Origin of the sequence: Actinomyces sp. Z5, from assembly GCF_003287795.1 — a bacterium.
In the GTDB taxonomy this organism is placed as follows: Bacteria; Actinomycetota; Actinomycetes; order Actinomycetales; family Actinomycetaceae; genus Actinomyces; species Actinomyces glycerinitolerans.
Map to the genome: position 1 here is coordinate 19,175 of NZ_QMIN01000006.1, position 14,477 is coordinate 33,651.

The following is a 14,477-nucleotide window of genomic DNA, read 5'->3' on the forward strand; positions in this document are numbered from 1 at the left end:
GTGCGCGGCGGGCGCCGTCAGGCGGCGAAGGCCAGACGGTCGAATTGAGAGTCCTGGGTGTCGGCCAACTCGCGCCCCAGCACTCGGTGCCACTTGTTGGCGGGCAGCTCCGGGTGGAGCAGCGCCATGCCGGTGGCGAACTTGGAGATCTTGGCTGGGCGGTGCCCCTGCGCCCACAGCAGCCGGTCGGTGGGCGACGGCGTGGCCGGGTTCTTGGTCTCGGCGATCACCAACCCGTCGACCGACGCCTCCCGCACGGGCGCGCCGTCGGCGCTCAGATCGGTCCACGTCAGACCCGTGTCCACCGTGACCCGGGCGCGGGCCTGCGGCAGGTGCAGGGTGGTGCGTTCGTAGGAGGTCGCCAGCACCGGCACCAGCGAGTCGGCGAGCGCCGCGGCGTGTCCCGGCGAGTAGACCTGTGCCCGCTCCAGGCAGCCGGCCACGAAGGCGCGCCCCTCGGCGGTGAGCCGGTCGGCGTCGTCGAGCGCGTAGGGCATGCGCTGCTTGACCGTCGCGCCGCGCGCGCCGCGGGTCTTGACCTCCAGGAAGCAGGTTCCGGAGTCCAGGTAGGAGCGGGTGCGCACCTTGAAGCGACGACGGCGCTTGCGGGCGGCCAGCAGGTAGGCGTCCAGGCCGGGGGTGTCGAAGTAGGCGGAGGCGTAGGCGAAGCGGCGCTGGCCGTCGATGGCCAGTGCGCGTGCCTGCCCCTCCAGCGTGTCGACGACCGCCTGGGCCGTGGTCAGGGGCAGCAGGTACTTGCGGTCCACGCGGGTGAGCAGGCCGGCGGCGGCGTTGAGCTCGTCCAGTGTGGTTGTTGCCAGTCGGCCGGTGTGCAGGTGCTGATTCATGAGGGGTGACTCCTGTGGCTGCGCGGTCCGTGGCGTGGCTTGTCCGTCCTCTGGTCCGGGTTCAGCGGCCGGCGGGCTGGGCCACGGGCTGCACCACGGGCGGGAAGACGTAGTCGGCGGTGTCCGTCGGAGCGGCCGCGGCCGCGTGCTGGGGACGGGAGGCATGAGACGAAGGTGCGGATGGGGGCGCCGGCGCCGGGGCGGGCGCGCTCGCGGCGGGCTGAGCCGACGCCGTCGTCGCCCGCGAGTGCCCCGCCGGGTGCAGGCGGAAGCGGACGTCGACGAGCGTGGTGTCGTCGACCAGGTCGAGGCGCTGCACCTCCACCGAGCGCACCTGCGCGTCCAGCAGCTGCTCCAGGTGGGCGATGAGCGCGTCCTCGTCGGTGATGGCGCGGTCCAGCATGATGATCTGGTGGCGGCTCCGGCGCATGAGTGCCGGGTGGTCGCCGATCCACAGGGAGGCGACGACGAGCGCCATCAGCAGGGCCGTCAGCGCCAGCGGTGCGGCGGTGATGCCGCCGAGCAGGCCCAGGGCCAGGGCGGCGAAGAAGTAGGCGACCTCGTGCTGGGCCAGCTCGGTGGAGCGCAGGCGGATGATCGACAGCACGCCGAACAGGCCCAGTCCCAGGCCGGCGCCGACCGACGCCGTCGACAGCAGGAGCGTGACCGCCAGGACGCCGACGTTGACGCCGGCGTAGGCGGCCACCAGGTCCTTGCGGGCGTGGCGGCGGGTGTACAGGGCGCCGACGAGCACGACCAGGGCGACCAGGTCGACGGCGATGTAGGCAAGAGTGCTGGGAGACATTGGCTGCTTCCGGTTGTGGGGGAGGACGGCGTGGGCCGTCCCGGACCGCGTTCCACGCTAAGAGGCGAGGCTATGCGCGCCCTGTGAAAGTCGTGTCGTGGAGGTATGTGACCGGATGCGCGCCGGGAGGAGCGGGCCGGCGTCGCCGTCGGCGGGTGCCGACGACGTCGGTGGCGGGCGTGGACAGTTCATATGGGCGTCGGCGGCGGCTTCTAGACTGTGGCCCCGGCAGGACTCTGCCGGGCCCTGCCGCTCCGGCGTGCGGGGTCGCTTCTCCGCGTGCCGGTCCCCTTCCCCCACGCGACAGGAGCCGACGTGCCCTCCAAGCAGCCACCCAAGCAGAAACGCCGCTTCCACGGCTGGACCCTCCACGGCGACGGCCGCTCTATCGCCCCCGGCGAGGTCGTCACCCCCGCCGAGCGGCTGAGCTGGCCCCGCACCGTCGGCATCGGCGTGCAGCACGTCGTCGCCATGTTCGGCGCCACCTTCCTGGTGCCGCTGCTGACGGGCTTCAACCCGTCCACCACCCTGTTCTTCACCGGGCTGGGCACGCTGCTGTTCATCCTCATCACCGCGGGCCGCCTGCCCAGCTACCTCGGCTCCTCCTTCGCCCTGATCGCGCCGATCGGCGCCGTGACCGGGTACGCGGCGGACGCGGGCGCGCCGCTGGACGAGGCGAAGGCGTCCCTCGCGCAGGGCGGGATCATCTCCGTCGGCGCGTTGCTGGCGGTCATCGGCGTGATCGTCCACGTGGCCGGCACCGGCTGGATCGACCGGCTCATGCCGCCGATCGTCACCGGCGCCATCGTCTCCCTGATCGGCTTCAACCTCGCGCCCAGCGCCTGGAACAACGTCAAGACCGCCCCGGTGACCGCCCTGGTGACGATCGTGTCGATTCTGGTGATCACGGTGCTGTTCAAGGGCATCATCGGGCGGCTGTCGATCCTCATCGGCGTGCTGATCGGCTATGCCACCGCCTGTGTGCGGGGAGAGGTCGACTTCTCCCAGATCTCCCAGACCGGCTGGCTCGGCGTGCCCGAGTTCCGGGCGCCCGCCTTCGACGTCAGCCTCCTGGGCCTGTTCATCCCGGTGGTGCTGGTGCTGGTCGCGGAGAACATCGGGCACGTGAAGTCCGTGGCCGCCATGACCGGGGAGAACCTCGACGACGTCACCGGCCGCGCGCTGTTCGCGGACGGGCTGTCGACCATGTTCGCGGGCGTGGGCGGCGGCTCGGGCACGACCACCTACGCGGAGAACATCGGCGTCATGGCCGCCACCCGCGTCTACTCCACGGCCGCGTACATCGTGGCGGCCGTGACGGCTCTGGGCCTGTCCCTGCTGCCGAAGTTCGGCGTCATCATCGCCACCATTCCCGCCGGCGTCCTGGGCGGGGCGGCGACGGTCCTGTACGGCATGATCGGCATGCTCGGGGTGCGCATCTGGGTGCAGAACCGCGTGGACTTCTCCGACCCGGTCAACCTCAACACCGCGGCGGTCGCCATGGTGGTGGCCATCGCCGACTACACCTTCAGTTGGGGCGACATGACCTTCGCGGGAATCGCGCTGGGCTCGCTGGCCGCGATCGTCGTCTACCACGCCATGCGCGCCATCTCCCGGGCCCGGGGCACGAACCTGGAGGAGGCCTCACCGGCGTCGGCGCCCGCGGGCACCGAACTCGAGGGCCCGGCCTACGCCAAACGGGCCCGTCGGCAGGGCTGAAGGGGGCTCGCCGCCGTCTACTCCGTGGGCGGCGGCGGGGCGGAGACGGGGCGTCCGTCGTTGGTCAGTTCGAGGACGCGCGCGTGGATGGAGGTGCGCCCCTGGAGCGCGGCGCGCAGGGCCCGGTGCAGACCGGTCTCCAGATACAACTCCCCGTTCCAGGCGACGACGTGGGCGAACAAATCACCGTAGAAGGTGGAGTCGTCGTCGAGCAGGCCGCGCAGGTCCAGCTGCGCCCGCGTGGTCACCAACTGGTCGAGCCGGATCTGACGAGGAGGGATGGCCGCCCAGTCGCGCTGCGCAGTGACCCCATGAGCGGGGTAGGGCGCACTGTCGCCGACGGCCTTGAAGATCACGAACCCATGCTAACGGGAACGTGTGACACACCGGGACACGGAACGGCATTCGGACAATCCCGCCCGAGAGCCGGACCCCGTTGGCCCCGTTTGCTGAGCCCCGTTAGTCCCGGGCTGGTGGTGCGCATCCGCCCGGAGGCGCATACGACGGCGGATCAGCGGCTCTCCGGCGTCTGCCGGCGCAGCAGGGGACCGGTGAGGTAGTGCTGAATGGTCGGCCCCACGACCTCCACCAGGTGGTCCACGGGAGCGCTGGCCAGCGGCTCCACCTGGAAGACGTAGCGGATCATCGCCAGGCCCACCAACTGGCTGCCGGCCAGGGTGGCGCGCTCGCGGGCGTCGGGTCCCAGCACCCCGGCCTGCTCCAGGGCCTGGGCAACCGGTACGGCGATCTGCTCGGTGGCGTAGGTCTGCACGGCCTCGGGGGCGCCGTCGTCGGTGGACACCCAGCGCAGCAGGGAACGGAACGTGACCCCGCCGGAGGAGTCGTCCCAGGCGGTCATCGCCAGGCGCACCAGGCGCGGCCCGGCGGTGCGGATGTCGCCGGAGATCACCTTGGCGATCTCCTCGCTGGCGCGTATGCGCAGGTTCATGGAGGCGCCGAACAGGTCGCCCTTGGAGCCGAAGTAGTAGGAGACGAGCGCCGGGTCGACGCCGGCGGCCCGGGCGACCCCGCGGATGGTGGTCTTGGCGAAGCCCTTGGCTAGGAAGGAGGTGCGGGCGGCGTCGAGGATGGCGTCGCGCGTGGTCTCGGCGCCCGTGCCCGCGCGACTGCCGGAGCGTGGCCCCCGACGACGTGCGGATGCGGAGCTGGTGCCGGGAGGGGCGGGGTCGACGTCGCCTGTGTCCTGGGGAATCGGGGTGGCGGGGAGGGGTTGCCCCGAATGGGATCGCCTGGGTGCGGCCGCGTCGCTCATGTCGTGAGGCTAGACGATCCGGCTCGCGGGGCCTGGGCGGCTGCACGTTCTCCCGAATTAGGAAAGGTTGGCTGCGCAATATTCAACGGCGTTCAGGGGATGTTCAGGCGGTTTCGGTCCGGCTCGCGGCGCTTCCAAGGAAAAGCCGCCAGGACTAAGGACCTAGGGCCGGGTTATTTCAACACCGTTGAAGCCCGACGGCGCCCGTGATTACGGTTCTATCCGACCCCGGGTCTTGGGAGGCCCCGGAAGTAACGCATTCCGGGTGGGGTCGAGAGGTGAATTCATGACCGCGAACGCTGAACGCAGGAACGACGTCGAGCAGCCCGCCGCTGTATCCGCGCCGGCTGTCTCCGGCGCCGCGCCCGTCGTGAATGAGGGGCGGCCGGTCGCCAGCACGGGCCCGTCGCTTATGGCCATCCCGCTCGGCATGCCCGCCTTCCCCGCCCGGCGCGCCACCGGCACGGCCGCCGCAGGCGCCCCATCTGCGACGACGGCCGCCGACGCCGATACCGCCAACCCCGCCGTCGCCCTGCGCATGGGCCTGGACATCGGCTCCACCACCGTCAAGCTCGTGCTGCTGCCCGAACCGGTCGCGGGCGCGCCCTTCCCCGAGCCGGTCTTTGCCGAGTACCGCCGCCACAACGCCGACGTGCGCGGCGAGGTCTCCCGCCTACTGGCCGAGGTCGACGCCGCCTTCCCGGGCGCGCGCGTGCGCGGCGCCGTCACCGGCAGCGCCGGCCTGAACCTGGCCAACCTGATGGGCCTGCCCTTCGTGCAGGAGGTCATCGCCGAGACCCGCACCGTCCAGGCCAAGAACCCCGAGGCCGATGTCATCATCGAGCTCGGCGGCGAGGACGCCAAGATCACCTACCTGCACCCCACCCCCGAGCAGCGCATGAACGGCACCTGCGCGGGCGGCACCGGTGCCTTCATCGACCAGATGGCGCAGCTGCTGCACACCGACGCCTCCGGCCTGAACGAACTCGCCGCCAAATACCAGACCCTCTACCCGATCGCCTCGCGCTGCGGCGTGTTCGCCAAGTCCGACCTGCAGCCGCTGATCAACCAGGGCGCCGCCAGCGAGGACCTGGCCGCCTCCGTGCTCCAGGCCGTGGTCACCCAGACCATCGCCGGCCTGGCCTGCGGCCGCCCCATCCGCGGCAACGTCATGTTCCTGGGCGGCCCGCTGCACTTCCTGCCCGAGCTGCGCCGGGCCTTCGAGCGCACCCTGGCCGACCAGGTCGACTCCTTCACCTGCCCCGACGACGCCCAGCTGTACGTCGCCGTCGGCGCCGCCCTCCTGGCCGACGGGGAGCCGACGCCGCTGACCGAGATCGCCGACCGCCTCGCCTCCCGCCGCGCCGCCGGCACGGGCGCCAGCCGCATGCGCCCCCTGTTCGCCGACGACGCCGAACTCGCCGCCTTCCGCGCCCGTCACGCCCAGGCCACCGTGGAGCGGGTCGGCTGGCCCGCCCCGCCCGCCGACGCCGAGGCCGCCGACGGCGCCCCCACCCACTACCAGGACTGCTTCCTGGGCATCGACGCCGGCTCCACCACCATCAAGGCCGTCGTCGTCGACGAGCAAAACCGCATCGTCTGGGAGCACTACGCCGGCAACGAGGGCGACCCCGTCACCGCCGCCGTCGAGATCCTGCGCCGCATCCACCTGGAGATGCCCGAGCACGTGCGCATCGTCCGCTCCTGCGTCACCGGCTACGGCGAGGGCATCGTCAAGGCCGCGCTGCGCATCGACGAGGGCGTGGTGGAGACCATGGCCCACTACCGGGCCGCCGCCCACCTGAACCCCGGCGTCACCAGCGTCATCGACATCGGCGGGCAGGACATGAAGTACCTGCGCATCCGCGGCGGCGCCATCGACTCCATCTCCGTCAACGAGGCCTGCTCCGCCGGCTGCGGCTCCTTCCTGCAGACCTTCGCCCAGTCCATGGGCCAGTCCATCCAGGAGTTCTCCGCCTCCGCGCTGACCGCGGACAGCCCGGTGGACCTGGGCAGCCGCTGCACCGTGTTCATGAACTCCTCGGTCAAGCAGGCCCAGAAGGAGAACGCCACCCCCGGCGACATCAGCGCCGGACTGTCCTACTCGGTGGTGCGCAACGCCCTGTACAAGGTCATCAAGCTGCGCGACGCCTCCCAGCTGGGCGAGCGCATCAGCGTTCAGGGCGGCACCTTCCTCAACGACGCCGTGCTGCGCGCCTTCGAGCTGCTCACCGGGCGCGAGGTGGTCCGCCCCGACATCGCCGGCCTCATGGGCTGCTTCGGCGCTGCCCTGACCGCCCACGAGACCTACGACGGCGTCCCCGGCACGCTGATGAGCCTGGCCGAGCTGTCCCGCTTCGGCTTCACCACCGAGACCACGGTGTGCAAGCTGTGCCAGAACCACTGCAAGCTGACCATCACCACCTTCAACGACGGCCAGCGGCACGTGTCCGGCAACCGCTGCGAGCGCGGCGCCACCCAGGAGCGCCGCAAGACCAAGTCCGACATGCCCAACCTGTACGACTACAAGTACCGGCGCACCTTCGCCTACCGGCGCCTGCGCCAGGGGCAGGACACCCGCGGCGAGATCGGCGTGCCCCGGGTGCTGGGCATGTACGAGAACTACCCGCTGTGGTTCACGATCCTCACCCAGCTGGGCTTCCGCGTCATGCTGTCGGGCCGCTCCAACCACGAACTGTTCGAGAAGGGCATGGACTCCATCCCCTCCGAGAACGTGTGCTACCCGGCCAAGCTCGCCCACGGTCACGTCCAGTCGTTGATCGACAAGGGCGTGAAGACCATCTGGTTCCCCTGCGTCTTCTACGAGCGCGGACTCGTCGACGGCGCCGACGACCACTACAACTGCCCGATCGTGGCCACCTACCCCGAGGTCATCCGCAACAACGTGGAGGCCATTCGCGACGGCGCGGATGCCGACGGCGCCGCGCCCGCCGAGGGGGAGAAGACCGACGGCGTGCGCATGCTCGCCCCCTTCCTGAACCTCGCCGACCCGGCCAAGCTGGCAGAGCGGCTGGTGGAGGTCTTCGCCGACTGGAACGTGACCCTCCCCGAGGCGCGCAAGGCCGTAGCGGCGGGCTTCGCCGAGGACGCCGCCTTCAAGGCGGACGTGCGCGCCGAGGGCCGCCGCACCCTGGAGTGGATGCGCGAGAACGGCCGCAAGGGCATAGTCCTGGCCGGCCGCCCCTACCACATCGACCCCGAGATCAACCACGGCGTCCCCGACGTCATCAACACCCTGGGCATGGCCGTCCTCTCCGAGGACTCGATCCTGCCCGAACCCGAGCCGTCCCCCGACGGCGCCGGGGACGGCGTCGAGCACCAGGTGGCCGGCGGCGCACTGTCCCGCGCCGTCGCCTCCATCCGCCGCGGCCTGGGCCGCTCCAAGGAGGACCCGCAGGCGCCCGCCGACTGGTCCGACGTCACCGCGGAGGGGCTGGAGGCGCCGACGGCGTCGGTCGCCGTCGCCAACGTGTCCCCGAAGCTGCGCGTACGCGACCAGTGGGCCTACCACTCCCGCCTGTACCGGGCCGCCGAGCTGGTCACCCGGGCCGACGACCTCGAACTGGTGCAGCTGAACTCCTTCGGCTGCGGCGTCGACGCCGTCACCACCGACCAGGTGCAGGAGATCCTCGAGTCCGCCGGCGGGGTGTACACCACCCTCAAGATCGATGAGGTCTCCAACCTCGGCGCCGCCACCATCCGCCTGCGCTCGCTCGCCGCTGCCAGCGAGGCGCGCCGGCGGCAGCGGGAGGCGGGCGAGCAGGCGGCGGACGCCGTCGTCGACGAGCAGGCGCAGGACCTCGCGGACGAGCCCGTCGAGGTCGACACCACCACGCCCACCGCCGGGGACGCTATCGCCGTCGGCAAGGAGGACGGCGGTGCTCCGCGCGAGAACCCGGCGCCCGCGGACGACGGCGACCACACGCTCGCCGGGCGCGTGGCCCGCAGCGAGCGGAGCCTGCCGGCCGCCACCACCCCGATGTTCACCGAGGAGATGCGCGAGACCCACACCATCCTCATGCCGCAGATGAGCCCGATCCACTTCCGGCCGCTGGTGCCGCTCATGCGACGCCTGGGCTACAAGGTCGAGCTGCTGGAGTCCGCCAGCAAGGCCGACCTCGAGGTGGGGCTGCGCTACGTCAACAACGACGCCTGCTTCCCCGCCATCATGGTGATCGGCCAGCTCATCGGCGCCTTTGAGGACGGCTCCCACGATCCGGACAAGTGCGTGGTCGCCATCTCCCAGACCGGCGGCATGTGCCGCGCCACCAACTACGCCGCCATGCTCCGCAAGGGCCTGCGCGAGGCCGGCTACCCGCAGATCCCGGTGCTGGCCGTCTCCCTGCAGGGCATTGAGGAGAACCCCGGCTTCAAGCTCACCCCCACCATGGCCTACAAGGCGCTGCAGGGGGTCGTCATCGGCGACACCCTGAGCACCTGCCTGCTGCGGGTGCGGCCCTACGAGGCGGTGCCCGGCTCCGCGCAGGCGCTGTACGAGCGCTGGAGCCAGATCGCCTGCGAGTTCTTCGAGCACAAGGGCCGCTCCACCACCTGGGGCGGGCGCATCGGCTACCGCCGCCTGCTGCGGGAGATGGTGCACGAGTTCGATGCGCTGGAGCTGGCGGATGTGCCCCGCAAGCCGCGCGTCGGCGTCGTGGGGGAGATCCTGGTCAAGTTCCAGCCGGACGCCAACAACCACGTGGTCGACCAGATCGAGGCCGAGGGCTGCGAGGCCGTCGTCCCCGGGCTGCTGGGCTTCTTCCTCAACGGCATGACCACCGCCCAGTGGAAGGCGGACACCTACGGCATCGGCACCGACACCGTCTACCAGAAGAAGGCGGGCGTGTGGTTCATCGAGCAGGTGCAGGCCCCCGCCCGGGCCGCCCTGGCCGCCGCGGGCGGCAAGTTCGACGTTGAGTCCCCCATCGCGGAAATGGCCGAGAAGGCCGGCCAGATCCTCAGCCTCGGCAACCAGGCCGGCGAGGGCTGGCTGCTGACCGCCGAGATGATCGAACTCATCGAGCACGGCACCCCCAACATCGTGTGCTGCCAGCCCTTCGCCTGCCTGCCCAACCACGTGGTCGGCAAGGGCATGTTCCGGGAGATCCGCCGCCGCTACCCGCAGGCCAACATCGTCGGCATCGACTACGACCCCGGCGCCAGCGAGGTCAACCAGCTCAACCGCATCAAGCTGATGATCTCCACCGCCTTCATGATGCAGGAGGATGCCGCGCGGGATGCGGCCGGCGCACCGGCCACACCGGCGGGCGTGCGGACGGCGGAGGCGTCGTCGTCGACCGCGGATCGGCTGCTCACCGGCATTGACAACGCCTCGGAGGACGGGCGCACCGCCCGCGACCTGATCGCCGACTTGGGACCCGCCCCCGATGGCACGCCGACCTCACCGGACGTGGCCTCTCCCGAGCGGGTCGGCGCCGACCGGGTGTAAGTCGCGCAGTAGACGGTCGCCGTAGCGGGTCAGCCGTCAGAGCTGCGGGCGGACCCGGTCAGGTCGCCGCCATCCACGGAGGTCAGCAGGCAGGAGACTCTGCGGTCGCCCTGTGCCCAGGTGCTCTGCGTGGGCCGCAGGGAGGTGACCGCGTAGCGGCCCTGGGTGTAGGCGTCGTCGTAGCTGGTGCCGACGTAGTTCTCGAAGGCGTCGTAGCAGATGTCCGAGACGTACTGCTCCATGAGGTCGCCTTCCGGGAAGGCGTCCGCGGCGATCGCGCCCTCCGCGTAGACCTCGTAGCGGTGTGGGGCGGCGCAGTCGATGAGATCGACGCTGGAGACGGTGCCGGGCTCGGCGGCGCTCGCGGTGTTTGCCGAGGCGTCCGCCGTGGCGGTGTCGGGCTGTGACGCGGAGGGCTCCGGCGTCTGTGTGTTCGAGGTTTCCGCGCCGGCGTCTGCCGCGTCCCCGGGCGTGGCATAGGTCAGGCAGTCGCCGACCTCGATGTCCATGGCGGAAACGGTCTGTGCGGTCGGGGTGGCGAGGGCCTCCTGGAGCGGTACGTCCTGACTGGGTGTGGCGGACGGCGACGGCGTGGTTGTGGGCGTGGCGGGGTCCGCCGTGGTGCCGCCCTGGCATGCCGTTACTCCCAGGGCAAGCAGTAGCGCGGCGGGGATGGCGAGCGCGGTACGGGGATGACGCATGTCTTAAGGCTGACACACATTGCTCCGGGGACGGAAAGGCGCCCGTGCGCGGCCGTGGGCTCATCGGTGCCCCGCCGACGGCCGGCCGTTGCGCCGGATCCGACACGCCCACCAACGCATTCAGCGCTGCGCGGGGGATGCCGCCGGACATGCCGGTGGCCCGTGGGCGGGTGGTGTCCCCGGCCCACAGGCCACCGACGAGGTGCTCGAAGCCCTCGGGGTTCCCGGTCCCGAGGGGCGGTCCTCCTTCGCCAGGACGACGCGGCGCGGGCTCCCATGTACCCGTCCCGTCTCGGAAGCGGGTCAGTCACTGGGCTCCCCATTCCCTCATGACCCGTTCCGCCCGGCGGCAGTGACCATGTAACCCGCTGCGGCTGGGAGGTCCCCCGATGTGGCGCTGTGAAAGTTCTAGGAACGACTTAACCGGCGGTTTGTGTGTGGGGGTGGTGGTTCGGGTTGGCGGTCGGGGTGTGGTGGTCGTGTTCGGGTTGATGAGGACGTCGTCGGCGCCGTTGTGGGTATGGACGGTTTGTGTGTTCCGGTGACGGTTCGTCAGGTAGCAGCAACGATTCGGCATGAACGGCGACGCTTCGTGCGTCTACCCCGCTATGTTGTCTTCACGCTCCTGGGACGGTTGAGTCGCAAGGCCTCTGAGATGCCGGTACACCCATCATTGCCGGGGTCTTGTTCAGCTGGGCGGGCGATTGGGGCCGACGGTTGAACGGCTGCCCTGTACGCCCCACCGCGTGCGAGGGCTAACTGACCTGGGAAGAAAGTCACCTAGTAATGGGCCCTTGGGCCCATTACCATGATTAAGCAACTCGTTCCGCACCACCGCCAGGAGGTCGATGATGATAACGACGTCCACCGCCCCGGCGCCTCAGCGCGAGGAGCCGACCCCGGCGCTCCCTCAGCCGACCAAGGACAGGGGCCAGGACTGGGCCGCCAAGGCCGAACTTGCGATGGAGGCACGTCGTCAGGGGGCCAAGCTGCGCCGCGGCAAGAGGAAGAGCTTCCGCCCCGTGGTTGGCCGTATCTGATGGCCTCGGCACCGCATACTCCGCTGTTCCACGCGGAGCATTCGGCCCGCTACGCACGCCAGGAGCTGATCAAGCAGTATCAGGATCTCAAAGACGTGAATCTCATCGTCGTGATCGACCAGATCGGCTGGACGAACATGACAATCCTTGAGGAACTCCTCGTCGACTGTGATCCAGAGAAGGACCTTCACTTGCTCCTGTCGTCCCCGGGCGGCGATGGGGAGACCGCTCTGCGTATGGTCCGCTCAATGCAGACGCGGTGCCGTGAACTCACGGTGCTTGTGCCGGACATGGCAAAGAGCGCCGCCACGATCCTTTGCCTCGGCGCGAACCACATCGTGATGGGGCCCGGCGGCGACCTCGGCCCGATCGACCCGCAGATGCTCTACACCGACGAGACCGGGCGACCGACGATGTCCAGCGCCAAGGACATCGTCGCGGCGGTTGAGGAGGCGGAGGCTCGGACAACTCAGAACCCGAACGCTTACCCTCTGTTCTCGTCGATGCTCGCCGACGTCACTATGGTGATGCTTGAGCAGGCGCGATCGGCCCTTGATAGGTCGGAGTCGCTCATGCGTGAAGCGTTGTCCGCAGCTGGTAGATCAGGGGATGAGGTCGAGCGTCTCGCCGGAGAACTGAAGCCACTCCTGATCGATGCGCCAAGAAGCCATTCGGCAGTCGTCTCTGTCGACCACGCTGCCGCCGTCGGCCTGCCCGCTACAGCCGCGGACTGCAATGACGAGGCATGGAAGTTGGTCTGGGCGCTCTGGACGCACTACTTCGCTCTCGGTTGCTGGCCTCGCGGCAATACAGCCATCTACGAGGGCGTTCGCGCATCGCATGAGGGATGACCTGTTCTCTCCCCTGACCGATCGCCCACCCAGGTATTGCGCCGGCCCTATGCAGGGTCGGCGCTTTCCTTCCATCGGCGCGGGGTGCTCGCGGTTTGCTAGTCGTCCCAGTCGAAGTCCGGGCGGGGCGTGGTGGCGGGCATCTTGTCGATGTTCGCGTCGGTGATGGCTTCGCCGAGGTCGTCGAGCCAGTCCTCGTCAATGGTTTCCGCGTCGGCGGTGTTGAGCACGACGTCGGCCTTGAGCTTGGTGCCCTTGACCACGGCCCTCACGATCGGCACGTAGCCGCGCTGCTCAATGTGCCTGACCAGGGGCAGGAGCTTGTCCGACTGTCCCTTGGTCAGTACTCCGACGCGCTGCCCGTCGATCTCGACCTGCACGCATTCGTATGACGACCGGGGCCGGATCTCGTTAATGGACCTCAGGGACGCCGCAACATGGTTGTCCACGTTGACGCCGCGACGCACGTACCCGGCCAGGACGTCCATGTGCTCCTCCTCCTTGGTCACTTGGATGCGCCTGCCCGTCGGGATTACGGCATACGGCGCGTCGGGGAAGTCATTGGAGGGGAACATGCCTGCCGGCTCGGGCACTACGAGCGTCACGCGGGCATTGACGTCGCCGCCGGCGGAGGGGCGGCTCGCCCAGACCCTCGCTCGAACCCGCACGAGCACGCCGTTGCCATGCATGCTCTCCAACGTCGGAAAGTATCTGTCGGCGTCCTCCCGGGCGAGATATCCAACGTGCTCCCCACCGAAGTACACGGCCACCGCACCATCCCCACCGTAGGGATTGTTCGGGTCCGGGACAAGAATTCCCTCCCCATAAACCTCGACGCCGCCGTACTGGTCGAACCCCGGCTTGCGGCCCAGTAGGCGCACGAATGCCCGCTGCCGGTAGTGCTCCCCCACCACTTCAAGCGACTGCCCGGGAGCCCACGGGTCCACGAGCGTCCCCAACGGCTTCGGCGGCACCCAATCACCACTCGCAGTGCTGTAGCCCTCCCGGTCCTTGCGCTCCTGCTCGGCCTGGGCGCGCTCGCGAGCCGCTGCTGCGGCAGCGGCCCGTTTCTCCTCGCGTTCTTTTCGCCGTGCGGCTCTGGCGGCCTTCCGCTCAGCACGCTTTGCCTCCTGCTCTTCCTTGGCTGCCTGTCGCTCGGCTTCTATCTGACGTCGTTTCGCGGCTTTTTCCTCGGCTGCCTTGGCCTTCTGTGACTCGTCGCGGGGCTGGGTCTGCAGCAGGGCCGGTTGCGGTGGTGTCGGCCGGGCTGCGGCGGCCTGGGCGGCTCGCCGTGCGGCGCGTTCGACGGCCCACTTGTCTACGCGTTCGGCTCCGCGGAACAGGAGTACTGCGACCACGATTGGTGGGATCACGAGGATCAGGGAGCCGAGGACGGCGTCTCCGCCACTGTAGTCGTCGGTGGCCATGGCGCCGATGATGCCGATGATCCCGAGGCCTGCGAAGAGTGTGGACAGGACGCCGAGGACGCGCAGTGCGATCCCCCAGCCGGAGGGCTTCATATTCATCTCTTCCCTGAGTGCGGACAGTGGCGGGCGTCTCTTATCTTGCGCTGCGCTTAGCTCGTCTGTGCGGTTTTGAGGTCGTCTCAGGCAACGATCTCGTGACGACGCAGCGTCTCTCGGTAGGCGAACACGACCCACCTGGCACGTCAAGCTCGACGGCGAGCGCCCCGATGCGAGTTATCGGCGTGAACGTGTTGCTAAAGATCGGGATTTTGGTTGCTGTGGTGCGGGGAAGTCGGGGTGATTA

The 14,477-nt window shown here is 69.7% G+C and carries 10 protein-coding genes; 4 read left to right on the forward strand and 6 right to left on the reverse strand.

Annotation, left to right across the window (positions count from 1 at the left end):
- Positions 1–17: 17 nt before the first annotated feature.
- Complete coding sequence (locus DRB06_RS00520) at positions 18–848, reverse strand: polyphosphate polymerase domain-containing protein (protein WP_111818858.1); 831 nt, start codon at positions 846–848, stop codon at positions 18–20.
- 61 nt (positions 849–909) lie between these two features.
- Positions 910–1,653: a DUF4956 domain-containing protein gene (locus tag DRB06_RS00525; RefSeq protein ID WP_111818859.1), complete on the reverse strand. Its 744-nt coding sequence runs from the start codon at positions 1,651–1,653 to the stop codon at positions 910–912.
- Positions 1,654–1,968: 315 nt separating this feature from the next.
- On the opposite strand from DRB06_RS00525, the gene DRB06_RS00530 reads away from it, so the two are divergent.
- A complete protein-coding gene (locus DRB06_RS00530; RefSeq protein WP_111818860.1) occupies positions 1,969–3,372 on the forward strand; it encodes a uracil-xanthine permease family protein in 1,404 nt (467 codons plus the stop codon).
- A gap of 17 nt (positions 3,373–3,389) precedes the next feature.
- Here the strand turns inward: DRB06_RS00530 and DRB06_RS00535 are convergent, their stop codons facing one another.
- On the reverse strand, positions 3,390–3,728 hold the full coding sequence (locus tag DRB06_RS00535; protein WP_073333778.1) for a type II toxin-antitoxin system VapB family antitoxin: 339 nt from the start codon (positions 3,726–3,728) through the stop codon (positions 3,390–3,392).
- Positions 3,729–3,883: 155 nt separating this feature from the next.
- Positions 3,884–4,645, reverse strand: a complete 762-nt coding sequence (locus DRB06_RS00540) for a TetR/AcrR family transcriptional regulator (RefSeq protein ID WP_111818861.1) — start codon at positions 4,643–4,645, stop codon at positions 3,884–3,886.
- A 538-nt stretch (positions 4,646–5,183) separates the two neighbouring features.
- On the opposite strand from DRB06_RS00540, the gene DRB06_RS00545 reads away from it, so the two are divergent.
- Positions 5,184–10,115, forward strand: a complete 4,932-nt coding sequence (locus DRB06_RS00545) for an acyl-CoA dehydratase activase-related protein (protein WP_111818865.1) — start codon at positions 5,184–5,186, stop codon at positions 10,113–10,115.
- A gap of 29 nt (positions 10,116–10,144) precedes the next feature.
- Here the strand turns inward: DRB06_RS00545 and DRB06_RS00550 are convergent, their stop codons facing one another.
- Entirely contained in the window at positions 10,145–10,816 is a 672-nt protein-coding gene (locus DRB06_RS00550) for a septum formation family protein (RefSeq protein WP_111818862.1), read from the reverse strand.
- A gap of 848 nt (positions 10,817–11,664) precedes the next feature.
- On the opposite strand from DRB06_RS00550, the gene DRB06_RS00555 reads away from it, so the two are divergent.
- Both DRB06_RS00555 and DRB06_RS00560 read left to right on the forward strand, forming a co-directional pair.
- The gene (locus tag DRB06_RS00555) at positions 11,665–11,856 is read left to right on the forward strand and encodes a hypothetical protein (RefSeq protein ID WP_073333785.1); all 192 of its coding nucleotides are present in this window, start codon (positions 11,665–11,667) and stop codon (positions 11,854–11,856) included.
- Positions 11,856–12,707, forward strand: coding sequence for an SDH family Clp fold serine proteinase (locus DRB06_RS00560; RefSeq protein ID WP_073333787.1), 852 nt, complete (start codon positions 11,856–11,858; stop codon positions 12,705–12,707). The genes DRB06_RS00555 and DRB06_RS00560 overlap by 1 nt, the downstream gene beginning before the upstream one ends.
- A 98-nt stretch (positions 12,708–12,805) precedes the next feature.
- Here DRB06_RS00560 and DRB06_RS00565 read toward each other — a convergent pair whose 3' ends face one another.
- Complete coding sequence (locus tag DRB06_RS00565) at positions 12,806–14,233, reverse strand: hypothetical protein (protein WP_146750759.1); 1,428 nt, start codon at positions 14,231–14,233, stop codon at positions 12,806–12,808.
- Positions 14,234–14,477: the final 244 nt, after the last annotated feature.